The sequence below is a fragment of the Chryseobacterium sp. Marseille-Q3244 genome (assembly GCF_940807095.1).
Classification (GTDB): Bacteria; Bacteroidota; Bacteroidia; order Flavobacteriales; family Weeksellaceae; genus Chryseobacterium.
Genome location: NZ_CALNWX010000002.1, coordinates 18,258 through 42,655, shown reverse-complemented (window position 1 = coordinate 42,655; position 24,398 = coordinate 18,258). Strand labels below are relative to the sequence as shown.

Below are 24,398 nucleotides of genomic sequence, written 5' to 3'. Positions count from 1 at the left end.
TGGGGCAATTGAAATTTGAATATATGAAGACAAAACATCCTAAAGGGCTGCCCTATCTTTTCTTTACAGAAATGTGGGAGCGTTTCGGGTACTACCTGATTCTTGGAATCTTTGTTCTGTATGTTATTGAACCTGCCGGTATGAAGGGAGGTCTTGGACTGCCGGACAAAACTGCTGATGACATTTTCGGAACTTATATTGCGTTAACTTATCTTACTCCATTTATCGGAGGGTTTCTTGCCGATAGAGTGCTGGGATATATCAAATCTATTTACCTTGGAGGTTTCTTAATGGCCGCAGGATATATTGGGATGGGTGTTTTCAAGGATTTACCTTTATTTTATGCTTCTCTGGCATTAATTATTATTGGAAACGGTTTCTTTAAACCTACCATCTCTACCCTTTTAGGAAATCTTTATTCTGAAGAGCCTTATAAAGCGAACAAGGATTCCGGGTACAATATTTTCTACATGGGAATCAATATCGGGGCATTTATCTGTAACATTATTGCTGCATTTATGCGTAATAAGTTCGGTTGGGGAGAGGCCTTCATTACTGCAGGAGTGGGAATGCTTATTGGTATGGTTATTTTTACAATCGGAAGAAAACATTACATTCACGCAGCACAGATGAAACCTGTACAGGAAGGTGATACAAAACTTTCTGAGATCATGCTTAAAGTATTTCTACCAGCCATTGTTGCTGGTGCAATAGGTTGGTTCATTCCTAACAATATCTTTGGAAGTGACAGTACAGATGCCTTTATTTTTGCATGTGTTCCTGTTATTTACTTCTATGCTTCTCTTTACTTTAAGGCTAAACCTGATGAAAAAGCATCCATCGGTGCATTACTTTCTGTATTCCTTATCAGTATGTTTTTCTGGGCAGTTTTCAAGCAGAATGGTACAGCTTTAACGAGATGGGCTAATTATTATACAGACAGAAGTGTTCCTGCATCTTTGGAAAAACCATTGGAAGGAATCTACATGGTTGATGGAAAAAGCTTTGAAGACAAAGAAGTTCCTGTGTATGATAACCAATTCCGCTCTCAGAAAGATGACAACGGAGATACGAAAAAAGAAATAGGAAAAGATGTTTACTTTAAAAACATTACCCCGGAACAACGTGCTGCTCTTGAGAAAAACCCTGAAAGTAAAGTTTACTTATACAATACTGAATTATTCCAATCCATTAATCCATTCTGGGTAATTGCACTGACTCCTGTTGTGGTAGGATTCTGGGCTTTATTAAGAAGAAAAGGGAAAGAACCTTTAACACCCACCAAAATCGTTTTAGGACTGTTTATTTCAGGATTATCATGTCTGGTAATGGTTTTAGCGGTAATGGCTGGAGATAATGGATCTGTAAAAGTTTCTCCATTATGGCTGGTAGCAAGTTACGGTGTAATCACTATTGGGGAATTATGTCTTTCTCCAATGGGGCTTTCTTTCGTTTCCAAGCTTTCCCCTGCAAGGATTACAGCTTTAATGATGGGAGGTTTCTTCCTTGCCAACTCTGTAGGAAACAAACTTTCAGGAATTCTGGCAAGTACGTGGTACAACTATGAAAACAAGACGAATTATTTCCTTGTGAATTTCGGTTTGTTAATATTTGCTACACTTTTAGGCCTTTCAATGCTAAAAAGATTAAATAAAATTATGAAGGAAAAAGGGCATTAACCCTTGATATTATAAAGAATAGAAAGCTGCGGACTAGGTCCGCAGCTTTTTTATTTAAAAATAAAATTAAAACCTTGCCAAAAACCCAAAATAAACTATATTTGTCAGTCTTAACAAAAATTAACAATAGAATGGATAATATTGAAGCATTGAGTCCTAAACCGGATGAATTTGTAGAGAATAAGAATTCCAGACATCCAAAAGGATTGTGGGTTCTGTTCGGAACGGAAATGTGGGAGCGTTTCAACTTTTACGGAATGAGAGCACTTTTAACGCTCTTTATGGTAAATTCCTTATTGATAAAAGAAGCTGATGCGGCAATTATCTATGGTGGATTTTTAGCTTTATGTTATTTAACCCCGCTTTTGGGGGGATTTATAGCTGATAAATATATAGGAAACAGATTTGCAATTATCGTGGGGGGATCCCTTATGGCAATTGGTCAGTTTTTATTATTCATCAGTGCCTCTACTTTCTCTGCGGATCTTGGAAGCGCTAAGCTTATTATGTGGCTGGCTTTATTTGTTATCATTTTTGGTAATGGATTTTTCAAACCGAACATTTCCTCCATGGTGGGAAGTCTGTATCCAAAACAGGAAAAATCCAAACTGGATTCTGCATTTACCATTTTCTATATGGGGATCAACATCGGAGCATTCTTAGGACAATTCATTTGCCCATACGTAGGAGACGTAAAAGATGCTACTACCGGGGTAAGAGATATCTTTGCTTTCAAATGGGGGTTCTTAGCCGCTTCAATTGCAATGGTAATTGGAACTGTAACATTCTTTATCCTTAAAAATAAATATGTAGTAACTCCTGAAGGAAGACCTATCGGAGGATTACCAAAAAATAATTCAACGGCAGATTTTGAAGAAGGAGAATCTCAAACAGCAAAATTCTCTGGTGCATTCCTTGGTGCTACTGTTGCTATATTTGTTGTTCTATTCTTTGTATTCAGGTATTTATTGGTAGGAGAATTTGGATTCAACTCCATGGAAATGGGACACATGATTAAAGGAATCATCTATCCGTTCATCTATGCAGCTGGTATTTCCTTAGCATTCCTGATTATGTCTTCTGCTGAAAATAAAATTGAAAGACAGAGAATCTGGGTAATTTATATCGTTTCATTCTTCATTATCTTCTTCTGGGCAGCTTTTGAACAGGCAGGTTCTTCATTAACGTTTATTGCAGATAACCAGACTGACAGAAATATTTTTGGATGGAATATGCCTCCTTCAATGGTTCAGATTTTCAACGGAATTTTCGTTGTTTTATTAGCTTTCCCTTTTAGCTTAATGTGGGATAAGCTAAGAGCTAACGGAAAAGAGCCTGTATCTCCTCTGAAACAAGCTATTGGTCTTGCTGTGATTGCTTTAAGTTATTTCATCATTGCACACAATGTAAAAGATCTAGGAAACTCAGGTTTACTAGCTATTAAGTGGTTGATGCTTCTTTACTTTATTCAAACTTGTGGTGAGCTTTGTTTATCTCCAATCGGACTATCATTGGTGGGTAAATTAGCACCAAAAAGATTTGCTTCATTATTGTATGGTGTTTTCTTTATTTCCAATGCTGCCGGATATGCTTTAGCAGGTTCATTAGGAGCACTTATCCCTGCAACTGGTGATAAGTTTAAGAAAGCTCAGGAAATTGGAGTTAACTTACAGGATGTTTTAGATAAAAAAGTAACGCTTACCGCAGATCAGGTTGCTGCATTTGAAAAGGCTCAATTACCATTACACAACCCTACTTTTGTAGGATTTGAGATTCACAACTTATTTGAATTCTTCATGGTATTTGTTGTACTTTGTGGTATTGCTTCTGTGATCCTAGGTTTACTTTCACCTGTCTTAAAGAAAATGATGCACGGTGTAAACTAACTGCATTAACAAAATATGAATAAAACCTCTGCTAAGTCAGAGGTTTTTTTTATTTTCGTATGATGGAAATTTCCGAAGATTCTTTATTCCAACCCGTAAAGGAAATCATTAGACAGTCGCGCGAAAAAGTTTTTCGAATAGCGAATTCTACATTACTGCTTACCTATGGGCAGATTGGAAAACTTATTGTTGAAAATGATTACCGATTACTTTCCAGCCAGGATGATAAGAATATTTGCCAACAAATACCTGCTGTATCTCCCAAAAGAAGAAGAATTAAAACAAATCATCGATCAGGACAGAATTCGTTTTGAACTGAATCAGAAAAATAAAAACCCTTAATTAAAATTTAATCATATATCATTATGAGCTTAACTTTAGATGAAATACAAAATTTCAAAGGAAAATACCCTAGACAAATCTGGAGTCTGTTTTTCTCTGAAATGTGGGAACGTTTTTGTTTCTACGGAATGCGTGGAATGCTGGTTTTCTTTATGATCTCACAGCTTAATTTCCATGAAAAAGAAGCGAACCTTCAATATGGCGCCACCCAGGCCTTCGTATATGCTTTTACCTTTGTAGGTGGACTTTTTGCCGATAAAATCTTAGGATTCAGAAAATCCCTGTTTTGGGGTGGGCTTCTGATGATTCTCGGAAGTTTAATTCTGGCCACCGATCCGCACAAATTCTTTTTCCTTGGAATTGCATTTACTGTAGTAGGAACAGGTTTCTTCAAACCTAATATTTCATCCATGGTAGGCCAGCTTTATAAGCCTAATGATTCAAGAGCAGATGCTGGTTTCTCCTTGTTTTATGCTGGAATTAACCTAGGTGCTTTGTTAGGAGGCTATTTATGTATTGCTATTGGTAAAGGAGAGTTCTTAGGAAATATGATCGCAGAAGAAATGAGATGGCATATTGCTTTCGGATTGGCTTCGGTAGTAATGGTTATCAGCTTAATCAATTTTGTATTTACTCAAAGAAGATTGGGTACTATCGGTTTACAGCCAGGTCATCCATTAGCAGAAACAAAAAGTGCTCCTATTCCAAAATGGAAAGAATATGGTGTGTATGTTCTGTCTTTAATTTTCATTCCAATCATTATGACCATGGTTGCGAAAACAGAATATACGGATTATTTTATGTGGACAATCGGGCCATTGACTTTGATCTATTTATTCTATGAAATGTCTAAAGTAACTGCAGCAGAGCGTAAAAAACTTTGGGCAGCCTTAGTATTCATTATCTTTTCCATTATTTTCTGGGGAATTTATGAGCAAAGTGGAGGCTCATTAAGCATCTTTGCAGCAAAGAACCTTAATAAAGATCTTTTCGGATTAGATCCAAATGGTGTTAATAATTCCGGAGGTGCATTTTTCATTATTTTCCTTGCTCCGTTAGTTGGTCTTCTTTGGATTTGGCTGAATAAAAGAAAAATTGAACCGAACACGATCATTAAATTCGGATTAGGATTTATTTTCTTAGGGGCAGGATATTACGTTTTATTTGCCACCCGATTATTTGCAGACCTTCAAGGAATTACTTCGCTGAACTTCTTTACATTGGCATTACTAATCATTACCCTTGGGGAATTATGTCTCTCTCCTATCGGACTATCTATTATGACCAAGCTTTCTACCAAGAACCTTCAGGGAATGATGATGGGAATGTGGTTTCTTGCTTCAGCATACGGCCAATATGTTGCCGGAATTATCGGAGCAAGTCTTGCTACAGCAAAAGAAGGCTCTACCAACTATGATGAACTTATCACTTATACCGATGGATATAAACAATTGGGTTTGTATGCGATAATTGCCGGAGTGGTATTAATTTTGATATCTCCGTTCGTGAAAAAATTAATGCAGGATGTAAAATAAAAAAAATAAGTAATTATGCTTATTTTTACGTAAATATCAAATTATGAAAAAATTTTTAAGCATAGTTCTCTTATTATTATTAAATTTTAGTTTTGCACAAACTAAATGGATGACTATTGGAGAGGCTTTAAAAGCTCAAAAGGAAAATCCCAAGAAGATTCTTATTGACTTTTATGCAGACTGGTGCGGACCCTGTAAAATTATGGACAAGAAAACCTACGGGCATCCCGTACTGTCCCAGATTTTAAATGAGAACTTCTATCCTGTAAAATTTAATGCAGAAGAAAAAAAGACTATTGAAATTTTTGGAAGAACATTTTCTAATCCTAATACAGAGCAGAAAAAAGGACGAAATTCTTTACATGAATTTACTCAATATATGAATGTAGGTGCTGTCCCTAGTACTGTATTTTTAGATGAACATGGTGACCCCATCACTATTCTTCAGGGAGAATTATCTGCTAAAGAACTGGAACCTTATCTGGAGCTGATCTCAAAGGATCTCTTTAAAAAGATCCGTACCAGAGAACAATGGGAAGATTATCAGAAAAAGTTCAAATCTAAAATCAAAGAGTAATCAGCCATTAAGTTTTAAACTTTAATAAGCTATATAAACTAAGACTTTCAATTTTGTTTGGAAGTCTTTTTTATTTTCCCGAAATTCGAACCTTTATTTTTCATACCATATTCGATTCCCGAATCTCAGATAAGAAATGACTTTAGAAACTTCCATAGAATATGTAAAAGGAATAGGTCCGGAAAGAGCCAAACTCATCAAAAGTGTGTTAGGTTTATCCACTGTAGAAGACATGTTGAACTTCTATCCTATCCGCTATCTGGATAAAAGTAAAATCTATAAAGTTTCTCAGCTTCACGAAGAGTCCAGTCAGGAGATACAGTTTAAAGGAAAGATTACCCAGGTTCAGGAAATTCAGACTGGAAAAACCAAAAGACTAACGGCCAAGTTCAATGATGAGACAGGCAGTATGGATCTTGTATGGTTTCAGTACTCTAAATGGTTGAAGGAACAGCTTCCCATTAACCGTGAAGTTTATATTTTTGGGAAAATCAATGTTTTTAACCGTCAGTTTTCTATGCCACATCCTGAAATTGAGGCTGAGGAAAAGAAAGAAGGCGAAACCCGGTTAAAACCTATTTATCCAAGCTCTGAAAAACTTACGAAAAGAGGGCTCAATCAGAGATTTTTTCAAAATGCTTTAAGAAATATCTGCAGGGAAATTCCGAATCTTATTGAAGAAAATTTTCCGGAATACTTGATGAAGACATTCAAATTTATGTCACGACAGCATGCTTTTCTAAATGTCCATTTTCCAAAAGATCAGGAACATTTTGATAAAGCAGATTTTAGATTAAAATTTGAAGAATCGTTCTTTTTTCAATTGGGATATGGTTTAAAAAAGCTTCATCACAAAACACAGTCTTATGGTAATCCGTTTCCTATTATAGGTGATCATTTCAATGATTTTTATGAAAATCACCTTCCGTTTGAACTTACTGGTGCTCAAAAAAGAGTATTAAAGGAGATCAGAATGGATATGAAAAGACCGATTCAGATGAACAGGCTTTTACAGGGGGATGTAGGTTCCGGAAAAACAATGGTTGCTTTATTAACCATGCTTATTGCCATGGATAATGGCTTTCAAAGCTGTCTGATGGCACCTACTGAGATTCTTGCCCAACAGCATTATAATGGAATTAAGGATTTACTGGAAAAAACAGGAATCAACATCCGGTTGTTGACAGGTTCTACCAAAATAAAGGAAAGAAGAATTATTCATGAAGAATTGGAAAATGGTACACTTTCTATTCTTGTAGGAACTCACGCCGTTTTGGAAGACAAAGTTAAATTCAAAAATCTTGGGTTGTCTATTATCGATGAGCAACATCGATTTGGGGTGGCACAACGGGCGAAACTTTGGGCTAAAAATAAAATTCCACCCCATATTCTGGTAATGACAGCAACCCCTATTCCAAGAACATTGGCGATGAGTTTTTATTCGGACCTGGATGTTTCTGTCATTGATGAAATGCCTGTTGGAAGAAAGCCAATCATTACAGCTCACAGAAGGGAAAAAGACAGATTGTATGTCTATAATTTCTGTAGGGATGAGATCAAAAAAGGGAGACAGATTTATTTTGTTTATCCATTGATTGAAGAGTCTGAAACTCTGGATTACAAAAATCTGATGGAAGGTTTGGAGCATGTCATGGACTTCTTCTCTGATTACAATGTTACCATGCTGCATGGGAAAATGAAACCGGATGAAAAAGATGCGGCTATGGCTTATTTCGCCTCAGGAAAAGCAGAGATTATGGTAGCCACTACGGTTATTGAAGTAGGGGTAAATGTTCCAAATGCTTCTGTAATGGTTATTGAAAGTTCTGAGAGGTTTGGGCTTTCACAGCTTCATCAGCTCAGGGGACGTGTAGGAAGAGGCGCAGAACAGAGCTATTGCATTCTGATGACATCCGATAAGTTATCTAAAGAAAGCAGAACCCGTATTAAAACGATGACCGAAACTAACGACGGCTTTAAAATTTCTGAGGTTGATATGCAGCTTCGTGGTCCTGGTGATATTTTAGGAACCCAGCAAAGTGGTGTGGTTGATTTTAAAAGACTAGATTTGGTGAATGACTCGGCCATCATTAAGACCACTAAAAATACCGTTGACAAAATCCTTGAAGCTGATCCTATGCTAACAAGACAGGACAATCTGATTATTAAAAACTACTACATAAAGTACTACAAAGGGAAAAATAAATGGAGTAAAATTTCATAAAAAAACCGCAGAAAAAAAGATTTTCCTGCGGCCCCTTATAAAACTGTTATTTAGAAGAAATTACTTTTGGTCTGTTCTAAAAATTTATTTTAATAGCTTATACTTAATATTTTGTGATGTGGTGTGAAAATATCTATATATTATTTGAAGATAAGTCATCACTATTAAAATAAATTATAAAAAAACAAAATGAATTATTTTTCCAACTTGCTTATTATAAAAACTAACTGTGTTTAGGTGGAGATGAGGGAATGAAACGAATAAAAATATCTCCAACTATTTCAAGTTTTCATGATTGTACCGTTTTGTTTAAAGATCTTCTATGCTTTAAAATTGGAAATGAATATAACTCATTTTGTTTACATCGTGATTTATATATTTTACTGTAGAAACAATTACTTCTCATTCATTTATATCTTCATGTATATAATTAAATTTGTGTCACTAAGTTTACATTTACAAATGTCTGAATATTAACCGTCTTCTTTTTTATATTATTTCAGTTATTAGTTATAAAATTTTCACCTTAATGTGAATATTATACAATAAATAACATCCCATTCTCTTTAAATGGAAACCAGAAACTTACTGTTCATCATACTTTTAGAATAAAATTATCTTTGTTTAATCCTGAAGTATGATACTGCCAGTTTATTGTAATAACCTCTGTAAGTACCTTTTTTAAAGTCCCAAAATCGGTAGGTTTTCTGATACAAATATTGTTTCCTTTTACAAAGGTTTCTTCAATTTCACTCTCAGAGATCTCTTCACCATAAATAGCTGTCACCATGTTGCTGAACTTTTGATGGGCTCTTACTTCATCAATGCATTCCATACTGTCTTTTCCGGGAATGGTATATTTGATAAAAACAATTTCGGGAACTACAGCATCATCATTATTGAGATACTCCATCAAATCTTTTCCATTATTAAAACATTGAACTTTTATAGAGATCTTCAACTCTTTAAATATATTTTTAAAAAAAATTAAGGTGTTTTCATCGTTATCAGCTACAATTACGTTCAGAAATTCTTTATTCATACTGCATTTTAGGGTTTATTACCATGCTTTGGGCTCTTCTTCTTTTTCCTATGATCTTTTGAAACTGTGAGGGTGTAATTCCCGTTGTATTTTTAAACTGAGTACTTAAATGTGCCACACTGGAATAATTCAGTTTATGGGCAATTTCAGTAAGACTTTGCTTATTTCTTATAATCAGAGCTTTCGCATGTTCTATCTTCTGGAGAATAATAAAATTCTCTATGGAAGTATAAGCAACCTCTGAAAACAAATTGGAAAGATATCCATAGCTGTGATTCAGTTTTTCAGAAATATAAATGGATGCTTTTACGGGAATAATCTCTTCGGAAAAGACAAGTTCTACAATAGCATCTTTTATTTTCTGTACCAAAGCCGTTTTCTGGCTTTCTATGATCTCAATACCATAATCACCAAGATTTTTCTTGAAAAGATTATGTTGTTCCTGAGTAAAAGGTTCATAGAACTCCACCTCACCGAAGTTCAGCAACCGGTATTTCAGCCCGTGCTCCTTCAGTTTTTCGTCCAATACCTTTTTACAAAGGGCATTGAAATCAAATTTAACGTACATTTTCATCCTGGTATAAGTAAGCCTATTTTTTACGTAAATATAATAATTTATTTCAATTAAATGTGAAATAGAAAATATTTTTTTAACATAATATAAATACGCAAAAACTCCTGTATCCGAAAATACAGGAATTTAAACACTAAGGATGAAAAAAATATACTGATAAAAAGCTATGTCAGCTCAAAACCAAGCATATGAATGTATTATTTATAAGTGATTGGGTTCTGAAACAAAGATGATTCAAAAAATGAAATCACCCGTTATAGAATTACAGGATAAAGTTACAAAATTTTAAGTCAATTATTAGTGAATTAGAAACTCCATTAAGAAATCATCCATCACAAATCCGTTTCCAATGTCAAACACTCCTTCACCATAAACCTTATAGCCTTGGGATTCGTAGAAGTTTCTGGCAGCATTATACTTATTGACATTAAGGATAATCCTTTTATTTCCGTTCTCAGAAACTTTTTCATTTAGAAACAGAAGTGCTTCTTTTCCAAAACCTTTTCCTTTGCTTTCAGGAACCAGATAGATTCGGTGAAGCTTTGTAGTTTCATGTTCATAATTGTGTTCATATCCAATAAAGCCCTCATAAGAGCCCTTAGTTTCATCTTCAATCAGATAATAGTGATAATTGGGATTCTGAAGTTGACGATCAATTTCCTGTTCTGAATACATTTCAGAAAGCATATATTCCATTTGTTCTTCTGAAAGGATCTCTGAATAGGCATTCTTCCATGACCTTCTGGCAAGATCCTGGATGAGAGGAATATTCTCCCCTGTTGCTTTTATTAATTTCATATTTTATAGATTATGATTAAAAAAAGTGAAAAGCCTGAACTTTTCACTTTGTTGTATTTTATAATAGTTAATGGTTATCTTTATTAAGCAGTTGAAATTCATAAAATATCTCAACACTTACTATTTTCATCCATTAAATGTTAGCCATTTCAGCTTTGATTTTAGCATAAAGCCCTTCTGATGCCTGAACCAAAGGAAGTCTAAGATAATTCTTGATAATTCCTTTTTCTGCTAATACGACTTTAATACCACAAGGGTTACCTTCTGCAAAAATAAGACGGGTAATGTCAACCAGTTTATTGTGGATCTCATAAGCCTCTTTTATCTTTCCTTCAAAAGCTAATTGTACCATCGTAGAGAATTCTTTTGGATATCCCTGTCCAATTACAGAAATCACTCCATTTCCCCCTGCCAATGTTACAGGAAGAGTAAACTCATCATCTCCGGAAACCAACGAAAATCCTTCAGGTTTCTTTCTAAGGATATCAAAATACTGCAAAATATTGGGTGCAGCTTCTTTAATCATGAATAGATTCGGGAATTCTTTTGCAAGACGAATCGTGGTATCAGCATCAATATTTTGTCCGGTTCTGGAAGGAACATTGTAAATGATAATATTCTTTCCAGTAGCAGCTAAAGCTTTATAGTGTTGGTAAAGACCTTCCTGATTAGGCTTATTGTAATATGGAGATACAGAAAGTACGGCTTCAAATGCAGAAAGATCTGCTTCTTCAATCTGTTTCTTGACCTCAAGAGTATTGTTACCGCCAATTCCTAAAACTAAAGGAAGACGTTTATTATTCACCTTAATGATATGCTCAATTACCTGTTTCTTCTCTTCATCAGAAAGCGTTGCAGCCTCAGCTGTAGTTCCCAATACTACCAAATAATTGGTTCCGTTATCAATGTTATAATCAATCAGTTTTGTTAAACTGTCGAAGTCAACGGATAAATCTTCATTAAAGGGTGTTACCAATGCAACACCTACTCCTTTTAAAATGCTCATCTGTTCGAATTATTTTTGCCAAATTTAATCATTTACAATAAGAATTTATAATAAATAATAATGTTTTATTATACATATAGTTATATTTGCATATACTAAAAGATATTATGAAATCGCTATACCTGAAATTGTTTATAAAAACATCTAAATAACCAGCGATTGCATATGACCTTTATAAAAAATAATTTACAGCATATGAAAAACAAATTATTGTTACTAGGAATTGCTCTGGCATCTCTTACTGCATGCAAAACGGCTTCTACGCCACAGCTTGTGAATGTAAAGACCCAGAAGAATATTTCTATTAATAATGAACTAAAGAATGATGAGGCGTTTGTAAAATTTATTGAACCTTATAAGCAGAAATTGGATAAAGAGATGAACCAAAAAATCTCACACACCAATGCAGACCTTACTAAGCAGGGAGATAACAGCAATCTGGGAAATCTTTTAGCAGACTATACCCTTGAGGGCGGTGATGAATGGACGAAAGCCCATCTTAAACAAAATGTGGATGCTGCATTAATCAATATTGGAGGAATCCGTACTACAATTGGAAAAGGAGACATTATGCTGAAAAATCTTTTTGAGGTAATGCCTTTTGAAAACGAACTGATTATTGTAAAAATGAAAGGCGCAGATTTACCGGGACTTTTTGAATACTATGCAAAAACACAAGTCAACAATCCAGTCTCTCATTTGTATATTGAAACAAAAAACGGACAGTTAGTAAAATCATTAATTAACGGAAAAGAAGTAGATCCGAGCAAGGACTATTATATTGCTACTTCAGACTATTTAGCTTTGGGTGGTGATAATATGAAATTCTTTTCAAAAGGTGAGTCTATCCCTACAGGAGTTAAGCTTAGGGATTTATACATAGATTATTTCAAGAGAAATCCTGAAATTGTTTCTCCTACAGATGTTCGTTTAAATTTTATTGGTAAAAAGTAATGGATAGAAAAAGTTTTTTAAAAGCAATAGGTGGTGGATCTTTGGCAATGGCTTTAGCTCCCAATATGATGATGGCGGAAGAATTAAAAATTCTTGACTTAAAACCCGCTAATAAACTAACCATTCTTCATACTAACGATCAGCATAGCAGAATAGAGCCTTTTGATGCAAGCTACACAAAGAATCCCAATCAGGGAGGTTTTGCAAGAAGAGCCAGCTTAATTCAGCAAATCAGAAATCAGGAAAGTAATGTACTTCTTCTTGATTCCGGAGATATTTTTCAGGGAACTCCTTATTTTAACTTTTTTGGTGGTGAACTGGAATTCAAACTAATGTCCATGATGAAATATGATGCTTCTACGATGGGAAATCATGATTTTGATAACGGACTTGAAGGATTTTTAAAGGTTCTTCCGAACGCACAATTCCCTTTTATCTGTTCAAATTATGATTTTAAGAATACAATTCTGGATGGAAAAACATCTCCTTATAAGATTTTCAACAAAAATGGGATTAAAGTTGGAATATTTGGAGTAGGTATCCAGTTAGATGGTCTTGTTGGTAAAAAGCAATATGCAGAAACCGTGTATTCTAATCCAATTGAAGCAGCACAGCATTATTCAAACTTTTTGAAAAAAGACCAGAAATGTGATCTTGTCATTTGTCTTTCACACATCGGATATGATTACAGGGATGAACCTAATAAGATAAGTGATAAAATTTTAGCGGCCAATACTGAAAATATTGACATTATTCTAGGCGGCCATACCCATACATTCTTACCGGAACCTGAAACATTCACTAACAGACAGGGCAAAAACGTTCTTGTTAACCAGGTGGGATGGGCAGGTCTTCTTTTAGGTAGAATAGATTTTTATTTTGATTCAAACAAAAGCGTACAGCATATTTCCTGGAACAACCAGGCAATAGATAGCAGCATAATAGCATAACATGAAAAAACTCTCTCTAATTTCTCTTGGTATTTTAGCCTCCCTGCAGTTTACAAAAGCTCAGGTCATTTCATCAAAAAAATGGGCAGATCTCTTTTCCTATAACAATGTCTTAGCCATGAAGGAAGACAATGGAAAAATAGTAGCTGCCACAGAAAACGGGATTTTCTATTATACAATATCAACAGGAGAAATTACGAAGTTATCTAAAGCGAATGGCCTCCATAATATAGGAATAACAGCTTTCGATTATGATCCTAAAAGTAAAACAGGGGTTATTGGTTATGAAAACGGAGCCATAGATGTGTTTACCCCAAATGAGGTTAAATATATCATTGACATCCCTATTGCTGCCGGATATAATGGAAACAAGAAAATTAATCATATCTCCATTACAGGAGAACAGGCTGTAATTTCTGTAGGTTATGGGGTATCTATATTCAATATAAAGAAAAAAGAATTTGGAGACTCTGCTTTTTTTCTTAATGCTGGAGTATATGAAGCCAGTAATGAAGCTACGATATTTGGAAACAAGGTATACGCTGTTACGAATACAGGTTTAAAAAGCCATGAAATGAATACTACTTTTCCTGTATTTTCTACATGGACTACAGAGATTCCTGGAACCTTCAAACATATTGATTCTAACACAGAATTAGCATTTTCTTCGGCTACTGCTGCATTTGTCTATAATAATGGAGCTCCAATTCAGCTCCCTATTAACCTTGGAAATATTCAGGACGTTGTGGTAACAGAAAACAATGTAGTAGTTACAGACAGTAGAGTATATACTTTTGGACTTAACGGAACCAATTCGAATGCTACAGATTTTGGAGAGCAGTGTAATACTGCTATCATGGCTGGTGGAAAATTATTTGGTGGAACTGTATTATCAGGAATAAAGGATGAAAGCAACCATACCTATAAACCATCCGGACCGGAGTTTAATTTTGCCTATAAAATAAGTATACACGATAATAATCAGCTATTGGTCTCTACTGGAGCAAGAGCTGAAAGATACAATACACCGGTAAATAACCCTAAAAGACCCGGATTTTATTATTTTAATGGTACAGAATGGATCTATCCTTCTTACTTTAAAACTTTTACCGGGACTCTGAATGTATTGGATGCTATCCTGAACCCTCTTGATAATAACGAAGTTCTTTTTGCAAATTATGCACTAGCAAATACCCAGGGAATCTACAAACTGAAATACAATGCTTCCAATAAAGACTTTGATTTTGTAAAATATTATCCAGTACAAGCCACTCCTGGACAAAGGCGTGCGGTAGGTCTTACTACTGATGCCCAAAGCAACATCTTTGCTGTATTTTCATTTAATGATGGAGGTCCCGCAGTAGCTGTATATGACAAGGCTAAAGATGATTTCAATCTAAAAATATCTAATTTTAAAAGTGCATCCGTGCAAAAGCCTATTGTTTATCAAAATATGTTATGGATTCCTTTATCACGATCAAATGCCTTTTGGGTATATGACTATAAAGATGCACTCAATTTTTCCGATGACACCGATTATATACTCGTTGAAAAGAATGGGTTTCCAAGTACTGCTTCCGGAACATTATCTGTAGCTGCCGACAAATCCGGTGACGTATGGATTAGTACAGACAAAGGAGTAAGGGTTTTATCTAATGCCGCTTCTGAAATAAAAACTCCTGAACCTAAGGTTAACCCTATTATTATAGAACAAAATGGTCTTGGTGAAGAACTTTTCAGAGATTCCAGTATTCTTCAGATAGAATCAGACGGAGGAAATTACAAATGGGTTTCTGTAGATGGAGGTGGTGTGTATTACCTTTCTTCAGATGGTCAAAAGACCATAAAACATTTTACTATGGAGAACTCTCCTCTTCCTACCAATACCGTTACCGATATAAAAGTAGATAGAAAAACTGGAAAAGTTTATTTTGCTACCTATAATGGTATTGTAACATATCAAGGAGATATCTCTGATGTAACGTCCAATTTTGGAGATGTAGTCGTTTATCCTAATCCTGTTGTTTATTCTAATTTCAAAGGGAAAGTTACAATTAAAGGATTGGCGGAAAAGACCAACATAAGAATCGTTGATGCTGCAGGAAATGTTGTACATTCTGCCGTAGCGCGAGGAGGTTATTATGAATGGGATCTTAATAATCAACGAGGAGCCAGAGTGGCATCAGGAATTTACTTTGTACTCATGACCAATGAAGATGGTTCTGATAAAGCGACAGCCAAAATAGGCGTAGTCAATTAATGAATACACAAACCGGTTTTTTACTTTCATTCATCAAATACGGGGAAAATGATGCTGTATTGCATTGTTTTACAGAAGAGGATGGTTTTCAGTCTTATTTTCTTAAGGGGATTTATTCCAGAAAAAATAAAAAGAAAGCCTTCCTGCAACCCTTGAATAAACTGAACTTCTCCATTAGCCCGGTAAGAGGAAATGGAATCCCCACCATCTCAAAATTTGAGCTGGTAAAAGGTAATGATGCTTATGCTGATATCAAGGCAGGTACTGTTATATTCTTTATTTCAGATTTTCTGAATCAGGTTTTAAAGCTTGAAAATAAAAACCTAAATATTTTCTTCAGTATTGAAAGGTTTATTGCTGAACTGGAACAACAAAACTATCAGTGTCATTTATTATTTCTGCTTGTCATCCTAAAAGTACAGGGAGTTGCTCCTTTAATAGGGGAAGGAAACTTTTTAGATCCTGAAACAGGAACTTTTTCTACCATTTCTGCCCATCAGCTATTCAGTGAAGAAATTTCCATGATTTGGAAAAACATTCTTAGCGCTGAAAATCTTTATAGTGTAAAAATACATTCTTCCTTAAGAAAAGATTTCCTGGATAGCCTTTTGGTATATTACCACTATCATATTACAGATTTTAAAACGCCTGCATCACTGGAGGTGATACAGCAGATATTTGAATAGTTTTTAAAGGTAAAGAAAGTTGATGGGCAAAGTGTAAAAAGCAAATTCAGTATTCCTATTTATGTATCTTTCCTTTTCACAGTCTCAGCAATATGAGTATTCTTCACTATCTCAACTTCCTCAACCTAATTTGTTTTTTTATTTTCTTCAATATCCTCCGGCATTTCTGTTTCGGATTCAGCAATTGCTTTCTTAGTAAACCTTGGCTGCAGAATTTTAGCAATAAGCCCTGTCCAACCTGTTTGATGAGAAGCTCCTACTCCACGACCATTATCACCATGGAAATATTCGTAGAATAAAATATAATCTTTAAAATCAGGATCAGTTTGAATTTTTTCATACTGTCCATGTACAGGCCGTTTACCATCTTCATCCTTTAAAAATATTTTTGCCAGCCGTTTATTTAAAGAATCTGCAATCTGATCCAAACTCGAATAATTTCCACTACCGGTAGGATATTCAACTAAAAAGTCGGGGCTGTAATAGAAGAAAAACCGCTGGAGGCTATCGATAATCAAAAAATTGATTGGAAACCAAATTGGTCCTCGCCAGTTGCTGTTCCCTCCAAACAATCCACTGTCGCTTTCTGCAGGAGTATATTTTACGCTATAATCAGTTTCATTGAGATTCAGTGTGTAAGGGTTTTTCTCATATTCTTTTGAAAGAGCTCTTACCCCATATTCGCTTAGAAATTCGTCAGGGTTCAACATTCTCGCAAGCAATCTTTTTAACCGATGCCCTCGCAACAAAGATAAAAGGTGTTTGGAGTCCTGACCTTTCACTTCCCATCTTGAAACCAGGGCAGCCAGTTCGGGTTTATTATCCAATACCCATTTCATTCTTTTCTTGAAGTTGGGCAGGTTTTCGATCATTTCATCATCTATTACTTCAACAGCAAACATAGGAATTAATCCTACAATGGTTCTTAGTCTTAGATACATATGAGTACCATCATTGGAAGCAATTGCATCATAAAAAAATTCATCATCCTCATCCCAAAGGCTGAAATTTTCATCTCCCATATTATCCAGCGAATTGGCAATGGCCAGAAAATGTTCAAAAAACTTCATTGCCATTTCTTCGTATACATTATTATACTGAGCAAGTTCCAACGCAATCCGCATCATATTCAAAGCGAACATAGCCATCCAGCTTGTTCCGTCTGATTGTTCAAGCTGCTCTCCATTGGGCAAAGTGCAATTTCTATCAAAAACGCCGATATTATCAAGTCCTAAAAAGCCACCCTCAAAAATATTATTACCATTGATATCCTTTTTATTCACCCACCATGTAAAGTTCATCAGGAGTTTCTGAAAAGCACTTTCTAAAAATTCAAGATCAGGCTTTTCTTTCAAGTATTCATCAATCTTAAACACCCTGAAAACAGCCCATGCATGTACAGGCGGGTTCACATCACTAAAATTCCATTCATAGGCAGGTAACTGCCCATTTGGATGCATATACCATTCAAATAAGAAAAGTTTCAGCTGGTGCTTGGCAAAATCCGGATCTATCAATGAAAAACTGATCGTATGAAAAGCAAGATCCCAGGTAGCATACCATGGATACTCCCATTTATCAGGCATCGAAATAATATGTTCATTATTGAGGTGCTTCCAATCGTAATTCCTTATTCTTTCACGGGATTTAGGAGGTGGCATCTCTGCAGGATCACCTTTCAGCCATTTTTCAACATTATAATGGTAAAACATTTTATTCCAAAGCATACCGGCAAATGCCTGTCGCTGTATCAGCTTTTCATCCTCAGACTGAATCCCTTTCTGAACCTCAGCATAAAATTCATCTGCCTCTTTGTGCCTTGCTTCAAAAGTAGATTCAAAATCACTGAACGGATCTTTTAATTCCTTATCCGAAAGCCGGAATTCATATACTCTGGATTCTTTAGCTTTAATACATTCATCAATAAAAAATGAAGCTTTTGTACCTGTATTTTTAGGGTTAACCGCTTGGGAGTTTCCGTTCAGAACAAAATCATTAATTCCATCCTTACAATACCTTGATTCATTGGAAGATTGATAAAGTCTTTCATTATTGGTCTCATTATTACAAAACAATACTTTTAAAGATTGTCTTGCGTATAAATTCTTCACTTCAAGATCCTTATGATTTATTCTGATGTGATTGGCTTCTTCAGCAGACAATTCAGGTTTATAATCATCATATCCCCAGTTCCAAGTGTTTCTGAACCAGATTGTAGGCAAAATGATAAGGTCTGCATCTTTTTCAGCTTTGTTGACAATTGTTAGTCTGACAAGGATATCGTTCTGACTTTGTTTAACATATTCAATAAAAATATCGAAATATTCATTGTGTTCCAGAATTCCGGTATCGATTAACTCGTACTCAGGCTCTTCTTTACTTCTTTCTGCATTGGTTTTAATCAAGTCATCATAAGGAAAAGGATTTTGAGGATATTTATACAACATCTTCATATAAGAATGCGTAGGTGTGGAATCCAGATAATAAAAATATTCCTTTACGTCTTCCCCATGATTTCCCTGCCCATTGGTAAGACCAAAAAAACGTTCCTTTACCATTCTATCCTTTTTATTCCAGAACCCAACGGAAAATACAAGCTTCTGAAGATCATCACATATTCCACAGATACCTTCCTCACCCCATCGGTAGGTCTTGGCTTCTGCCGTGTCATGATTAGTATAATTCCAGGCATCTCCATTTTCACTGTAATCTTCACGAACAAGTCCCCATTCACGGTTACTTACATAGGGTCCCCATTTTTTCCATGAGATATCTGAAACTCTCTGTTTTTCTGACATAAGCGTTAATTAAGAGTAATACATAATATAATGGTAAAACTATCACGTACTCATGATAACAATTCCTAACTTTAAATCTTGAATGAGAAACTCTACCCGCCTGTAGAGAAACTCTCGAACGTAGTCATTCCGCCATCAACGAAAATACTGGTTCCGGTAATATAGTCAGCGAGATCACTGGCAAGAAATACAGCCAAATTTCCTATATCCTGCGGTTGTCCGATTCTGTTATAAGGAATAAGGGTGAGGAGTGAACTGAGAGCCTCCGGGGTATTCCATGCATTTTGGTTAATAGGTGTCTGAATGGCGCCCGGACAAATAGAATTGACACGGATCTTATCCGCACCATATTCCTGAGCTAATGTCTGCATCAGCATTCTGATAGCTCCTTTACTGGCCGCATAATTAGCATGTCCTGCCCAGGGAATAATCTCATGTACAGAACTGATATGGATAATCTTTCCACAAGCTATGGAACGGGAAGGATCTATTCCCCGGCGAAGAAACTCCTTAATGGCTTCCCTTGCACAAAGAAACTGACCAGTGAGGTTTACCCCTATTACTGCATTCCATTGATCTAAAGTCATTTCCGTAAACTTGGCATCTTTCTGTATTCCGGCATTATTTACTAGAATATCTACCGTTCCAAATTCTGAAACAACATCCTGAAACATCCGAATTACCTGATCTTCCTGTGAGACATCACATTGATAGGTAATTCCTTTTCCTCCAGCATCCGTAATCTCTTTTAATACTGATTTTGCCTCGTCCTGAGACCTTGGTGAAGAATGATTGACAATAACAATTGCTCCTGCGGAAGCCAATGATTTTGCAATTCCGGATCCTATTCCACTGGAGGCTCCGGTAACCACTGCTACCTGATTATGAAGTGATATTTCCATATTTGTAAATTGATGTTACTCAAAGTTATGGAAAGAAATCAGCAAGAAAAAAATTATGATTTTAAAATTTTATTAAAGTTTTTTATACATCAGATATTGCGGACCATTTCTTCCCATTCTGGTTTTACCATCATAAATATATCCGGCTTTAAGATAAATGTGATATGCTGAATTATTTTCCTGGTTAACAGCCAAAACAATTTCATCACACTGTTTAAAGTTTTCCCTTATAAAATCGTCTACCTGCATCATGGCAATTTTCCCGATTCCCTTACCCTGCATTACAGGATTTACAGATAGGGATCTTACCAACACAGCATTCTCATTATCTGTAAGTTCGAATTTATCATTTCCAAAATCAAGGACAAAAAATCCTGCCGGAATATTATCTTCCAGGATGATAATGGGAAACGCATGATTATCGTCTCTTTCTCTAATTCTTTGTAAAGCCTGATCGGCTGAAGCGGTGAAACGTAACTGACTTTCGTCTAAACTATAGCTAACTCCTGAAAGATGCTCTTCTGATTTAAAAAATTCTAGTTTTACCATACTTTAATGATGATAAATATCTTCATACATTACCCCCGCCCGTATTTCCACCGGAAGTTTATTTTCTTCAGGAACAATAGGACAGTTATAATCATAGGCATTATAAGCACAAAACGGATGATAAGACTGGTTAAAATCCAGAATGATGGTATTTCCCTTAGGAATTTTCAGATCCATATATTTTCCGCCACCATACGTTTCTTTTTCATTGGTAGCATCACGAAATGGCAGGAAAAGGTAGTCTTTGTACTTGTCCTGTTTAATCAGATCCAGACTCTGATATAGCGTTAGTGTATAGGGCTTTCCGTCCAGTTCAAATGTTGCCTTTCCATATTCTTTATAAGACTTTGTTTTGCCTGAAGATGTTGGCAGCTCAAAAGGCTGTGCATCTTTAGTGGTAACAAATTTTGCCGTTACCCGGTATTTCATATCTATCGGGAAAAACGGATGCTTTTTAAAATTCTTAAAATTGTCCCCACGTAAGGGAGTCTCCTTTGGATCCAGATATTCTTTATCAAGATCTTTTTGAAATTTTTTAATCTCTATTACCTCTTTAGAAACTTTTTTTTGAGAAAAAAACAACAAAGGTAAAAGCAAAAATAGGAGTATATATCTTCTCATGAACTTAAAATTATAAGTAAAACTATGAATTTTTTCGCCGTATGAAAAGTTAAAACTGTACTAAAAAAGCATAATCTGTTTTAAACAAAATAAGTTATCGTTGTTCTAGCATACTTTTTGACTATAAAAGCCCATGGACAGAAAGAAATTCATCAAAACGAGCGTACTAGCTATCTCAGGTTTTTATTTTCTACAATCGGATCTTTTTCAGGCAGCTGAACGAAGGGCCAATAGGATAAAAGAAACTGTAGATGCTTCTGTTATTATCATTGGGAGTGGATATGGGGGCGCTGTTTCTGCTTTACGACTGTGTGAAGCCGGCAAGAAAGTTGTTCTGCTGGAGATGGGTCTTAATTGGGAAAAATCAGGGATTCCATTCTCTAATCTTCTGAAACCAGGGAAAAGTGCCGCATGGCTGAAAAAGAAAAGTATTGCTCCCTTTATGAATTTATTCTCTCTGACTCCTTTTACCGGAACATTGGACCGCCTGGATTTTGAACACCTTAATATTTGGGTAGGAAGAGGGGTAGGCGGAGGCTCACTTGTTAATGGCGGAATGGCCGTGACTCCCAAAGAAAGCTATTTCAGAGAAGTTTTTCCCAATCTGGATGCTGAAAAATTTTACAGTCATTACTTTCCGTTGGTACAGGAAGAACTTAAAATAAATGTTATTGATGAACAGTTTCTAAAAGAATGTCCCTATTATAAATTTACGAGGGTAGGTGAAGAAGAAGCCCATAAAGCCGGCTTCAAAACGATGCGGGTTCCCAATGTATATGACTTTAAATATATGGAAAAGGAATTCAGGAATGAAGTTCCCCGCTCAGCACTCAATACCGAAGTGATCTATGGAAATAACCATGGTAAAAACAGTTTAGATAAAACCTATCTGAAAAAAGCAATGGAAACCGGAAATCTTGAAATTCTGGATCTTCATTGTGTGGATCATATTAAACTCAATGATGATAAAAGTTATACACTCACTGTACAGCAAATTGATACCTCCGGAAATATAGTTGCAGACAAGGTTTTTAATTGTAAAAAACTGATCCTTTCGGCTGGAACTATGGGAACTTTACAACTGCTGTTGCATTCTAATGCAGTTAATAACCTTCCTATTCATGAACAAATCGGTAAGAATTGGGGAAATAACGGGAATTTTATGACCGGAAGAAACTGGGTAAAACCATTATCAGGCGGAACAGGATCAAAACAATCAACAATTCCGGTGGGTGGTATTGATAACTGGGAAGATAAAGAACATCCTTTCTTTACAGAAATTGCCCCTTTACCGATGGGAATGGATGTTGCAACAGCATTGTACCTGCTCATCAACAGAGTGGATAAAAAAGGAGAAGTTGGTTATGATAAAATCACTCAAAAAATCAGATTGAACTGGGATGAAAGCCATACATCCAAAATGAAAGAAAATGCCAAGTATTTTATCCGGAAAATGAATAAAGCGAATGGAGGAACCAGAAGCCATTTCCTTTTCAATAATGGTTTTGGAGCAGATATTTGTTATCATCCCCTTGGCGGATGTGTATTAGGAGAAGCAACCAATGAATTTGGAAAATTAAAGGACCATGAAAACCTTTATGTATTGGATGGATCTTTAATTCCCGGAACTATTGGAGTTAATCCGTTTGTAACGATTACTGCTATTGCAGAATATTGTATTGAAAATCTGATTCGCCAGAATGAGTTTGCTTAAAGCAGTTCTTTTACTTCTCTGAGATAATGACGAATGTCTGTTTCATGCTGAAAAGGATATTCAAAATTCAATTTTTCTGCTAAAGCAGTTCCCAGCTCATGAACAAGATCAGCAAAAGCAAACAATGCCGTCCAGTTTTCTTCAATATCATATCCTGAAAAAGTAGCCTCTACTCTACTCCATAGCTCTGCAGAAAGGTGTTTTTTAAAGAGCCTTCCGTGTTTATTCGTAGTTATATTATTCCAGTCATGAGAACTTGCAATATACCATTCGATTAAAGGAACCAGATAGTCTGTTCTCAATACATCTTCAGACATGAATTTAGCATAGAAAATATCACCACGCTTAAGGCATTTCGCCACATAAGTGGTATCCCACCAGAAATCATTCAATAGTTGCTTAAATTTCTTTTCCGTGGGCTGATGAATCATTATGGATTGATGGGTTGGAGCCTTCAGATCCTTTGTAAGACCATCTTTATCAATCAAAACCTTATATCCTACATCCCAATCATCAGGAAGTTTTTCTTCCTTCACTTCTTCGGAAAATTCTGATACCTGGTATAGTTTAAAATCTACTTTCACATGGTCTTTATACAAAACCATCTTCATAGCATGTTTTCCATCAAAGACTGTATCATTTTCTTCAATCATTGAAATTGGCTCTCCGAAAAGGCTGATCCATTCATTATTGTCTTCGTAAGCTTTTCTGCTTTGAAAAACCAGCTCCACATCAAGATCACTAAAATCATCTACCGGAGCATAGGGATTGACCAATGAACTGGTTAATAGAACAGCACGGACATCCTGATTATTTTCTGCCCAGTGAATGATTTGCTCCAGCTTTTCGTCCCTTATCTTCATGCTAATAAGATTCGGATATTTTTACCCGATAGACATCGGAAGAATTCCTTTTAATAGATTCTACAAAGAAGCCACCTTCTTCAGGAATAACTTCTTTAAGATCAAAACTTTTACAGTCTTTTGGTAACCCTGAAAAGATTAAAGTAAACCAAAAGTCCTGCATAAAGGGAACAGGTGTCCAATAAGGAGAAATTGAAATATTCTCCGCATGAATCATCTTGCTTCTATGCTCAGATTGGTTATCAAAAAGATAAGTCGAATGCCAGATCCTGATTAGATTCCCTAAAAATGGTGATGCGGGAAAGCAACAGTGTACAATCACCTGTTTCTCTTCTTCTATCTTTGTCTGAAGAGATTCCAGGAGCTCTTTTGCAATAACCGGCTTTATAACGATTTCTTCCACCTTTTTATGAGTAATAAGTGATGAGCAATGAATAA

Annotated in this window: 21 protein-coding genes; 11 read left to right on the top strand and 10 right to left on the bottom strand. The window is 35.6% G+C overall.

Going from position 1 to position 24,398, the window contains the following annotated elements:
• Positions 1-23 precede the first annotated feature (23 nt).
• From NBX25_RS03280 to recG, 6 genes are all read left to right on the top strand, one after another.
• On the top strand, positions 24-1,679 hold the full coding sequence (locus tag NBX25_RS03280; RefSeq protein WP_123908868.1) for a peptide MFS transporter: 1,656 nt from the start codon (positions 24-26) through the stop codon (positions 1,677-1,679).
• 131 nt (positions 1,680-1,810) lie between these two features.
• Entirely contained in the window at positions 1,811-3,565 is a 1,755-nt protein-coding gene (locus tag NBX25_RS03275) for a peptide MFS transporter (RefSeq protein WP_250252839.1), read from the top strand.
• Between the two features lie 165 nt (positions 3,566-3,730).
• Positions 3,731-3,907, top strand: a complete 177-nt coding sequence (locus tag NBX25_RS03270) for a hypothetical protein (protein ID WP_250252837.1) — start codon at positions 3,731-3,733, stop codon at positions 3,905-3,907.
• Positions 3,908-3,930: 23 nt separating this feature from the next.
• Positions 3,931-5,442, top strand: a complete 1,512-nt coding sequence (locus NBX25_RS03265) for a peptide MFS transporter (protein WP_250252835.1) — start codon at positions 3,931-3,933, stop codon at positions 5,440-5,442.
• Between the two features lie 43 nt (positions 5,443-5,485).
• On the top strand, positions 5,486-6,019 hold the full coding sequence (locus NBX25_RS03260; RefSeq protein WP_250252827.1) for a thioredoxin family protein: 534 nt from the start codon (positions 5,486-5,488) through the stop codon (positions 6,017-6,019).
• A gap of 136 nt (positions 6,020-6,155) precedes the next feature.
• Complete coding sequence (gene recG, locus NBX25_RS03255; RefSeq protein ID WP_123908872.1) at positions 6,156-8,243, top strand: ATP-dependent DNA helicase RecG; 2,088 nt, start codon at positions 6,156-6,158, stop codon at positions 8,241-8,243.
• A gap of 595 nt (positions 8,244-8,838) precedes the next feature.
• Here recG and NBX25_RS03250 read toward each other — a convergent pair.
• From NBX25_RS03250 to dapA, 4 genes are all read right to left on the bottom strand, one after another.
• Complete coding sequence (locus tag NBX25_RS03250; RefSeq protein WP_123908873.1) at positions 8,839-9,285, bottom strand: response regulator; 447 nt, start codon at positions 9,283-9,285, stop codon at positions 8,839-8,841.
• Positions 9,278-9,859, bottom strand: a complete 582-nt coding sequence (locus NBX25_RS03245) for a helix-turn-helix domain-containing protein (protein WP_123859156.1) — start codon at positions 9,857-9,859, stop codon at positions 9,278-9,280. Before NBX25_RS03245 ends, NBX25_RS03250 begins: the two co-directional genes overlap by 8 nt.
• 297 nt (positions 9,860-10,156) lie before the next feature.
• The gene (locus tag NBX25_RS03240) at positions 10,157-10,657 is read right to left on the bottom strand and encodes a GNAT family N-acetyltransferase (RefSeq protein WP_250252825.1); all 501 of its coding nucleotides are present in this window, start codon (positions 10,655-10,657) and stop codon (positions 10,157-10,159) included.
• 133 nt (positions 10,658-10,790) lie between these two features.
• Positions 10,791-11,663 (bottom strand): 4-hydroxy-tetrahydrodipicolinate synthase, encoded by an 873-nt coding sequence (gene dapA, locus NBX25_RS03235; RefSeq protein WP_123908876.1) that lies wholly within the window; start codon positions 11,661-11,663, stop codon positions 10,791-10,793.
• Positions 11,664-11,858: 195 nt separating this feature from the next.
• Here dapA and NBX25_RS03230 point away from each other — a divergent pair, with 195 nt between their 5' ends.
• The 4 genes from NBX25_RS03230 to recO are packed head-to-tail and all read left to right on the top strand — an operon-like array spanning position 11,859 to position 16,513.
• Entirely contained in the window at positions 11,859-12,617 is a 759-nt protein-coding gene (locus tag NBX25_RS03230; RefSeq protein WP_123908877.1) for a 5'-nucleotidase C-terminal domain-containing protein, read from the top strand.
• Positions 12,617-13,567: a bifunctional metallophosphatase/5'-nucleotidase gene (locus NBX25_RS03225; protein WP_250252824.1), complete on the top strand. Its 951-nt coding sequence runs from the start codon at positions 12,617-12,619 to the stop codon at positions 13,565-13,567. Before NBX25_RS03230 ends, NBX25_RS03225 begins: the two co-directional genes overlap by 1 nt.
• Before the next feature lies 1 nt (position 13,568).
• On the top strand, positions 13,569-15,827 hold the full coding sequence (gene porZ, locus NBX25_RS03220; protein ID WP_185145596.1) for a type IX secretion system anionic LPS delivery protein PorZ: 2,259 nt from the start codon (positions 13,569-13,571) through the stop codon (positions 15,825-15,827).
• Positions 15,827-16,513: a DNA repair protein RecO gene (gene recO / locus NBX25_RS03215; protein ID WP_250252823.1), complete on the top strand. Its 687-nt coding sequence runs from the start codon at positions 15,827-15,829 to the stop codon at positions 16,511-16,513. Before porZ ends, recO begins: the two co-directional genes overlap by 1 nt.
• Before the next feature lie 125 nt (positions 16,514-16,638).
• Here recO and NBX25_RS03210 read toward each other — a convergent pair whose 3' ends face one another.
• The 4 genes from NBX25_RS03210 to NBX25_RS03195 form a co-directional block, all read right to left on the bottom strand.
• Positions 16,639-19,311 carry an MGH1-like glycoside hydrolase domain-containing protein gene (locus NBX25_RS03210; RefSeq protein WP_250252822.1) on the bottom strand — a complete coding sequence of 891 codons (2,673 nt, stop codon included), beginning with the start codon at positions 19,309-19,311 and terminating at the stop codon, positions 16,639-16,641.
• A 92-nt stretch (positions 19,312-19,403) separates the two neighbouring features.
• Positions 19,404-20,213: a glucose 1-dehydrogenase gene (locus tag NBX25_RS03205; protein WP_123908881.1), complete on the bottom strand. Its 810-nt coding sequence runs from the start codon at positions 20,211-20,213 to the stop codon at positions 19,404-19,406.
• 72 nt (positions 20,214-20,285) lie between these two features.
• On the bottom strand, positions 20,286-20,762 hold the full coding sequence (locus NBX25_RS03200; protein WP_250252821.1) for a GNAT family N-acetyltransferase: 477 nt from the start codon (positions 20,760-20,762) through the stop codon (positions 20,286-20,288).
• 3 nt (positions 20,763-20,765) lie between these two features.
• A complete protein-coding gene (locus NBX25_RS03195) occupies positions 20,766-21,383 on the bottom strand; it encodes a DUF1684 domain-containing protein (protein WP_123908883.1) in 618 nt (205 codons plus the stop codon).
• 133 nt (positions 21,384-21,516) lie between these two features.
• Between NBX25_RS03195 and NBX25_RS03190 the strand changes: the two genes are divergently transcribed.
• Entirely contained in the window at positions 21,517-23,097 is a 1,581-nt protein-coding gene (locus tag NBX25_RS03190; protein WP_250252820.1) for a GMC family oxidoreductase N-terminal domain-containing protein, read from the top strand.
• On the opposite strand, the gene NBX25_RS03185 is transcribed toward NBX25_RS03190, so the two are convergent.
• Together NBX25_RS03185 and NBX25_RS03180 are read right to left on the bottom strand one after the other, a co-directional pair.
• The gene (locus tag NBX25_RS03185) at positions 23,094-23,960 is read right to left on the bottom strand and encodes an AadS family aminoglycoside 6-adenylyltransferase (protein ID WP_250252819.1); all 867 of its coding nucleotides are present in this window, start codon (positions 23,958-23,960) and stop codon (positions 23,094-23,096) included. The genes NBX25_RS03190 and NBX25_RS03185 overlap by 4 nt on opposite strands.
• Position 23,961: 1 nt before the next feature.
• Positions 23,962-24,363, bottom strand: a complete 402-nt coding sequence (locus tag NBX25_RS03180) for a hypothetical protein (RefSeq protein ID WP_045493119.1) — start codon at positions 24,361-24,363, stop codon at positions 23,962-23,964.
• Positions 24,364-24,398: the final 35 nt, after the last annotated feature.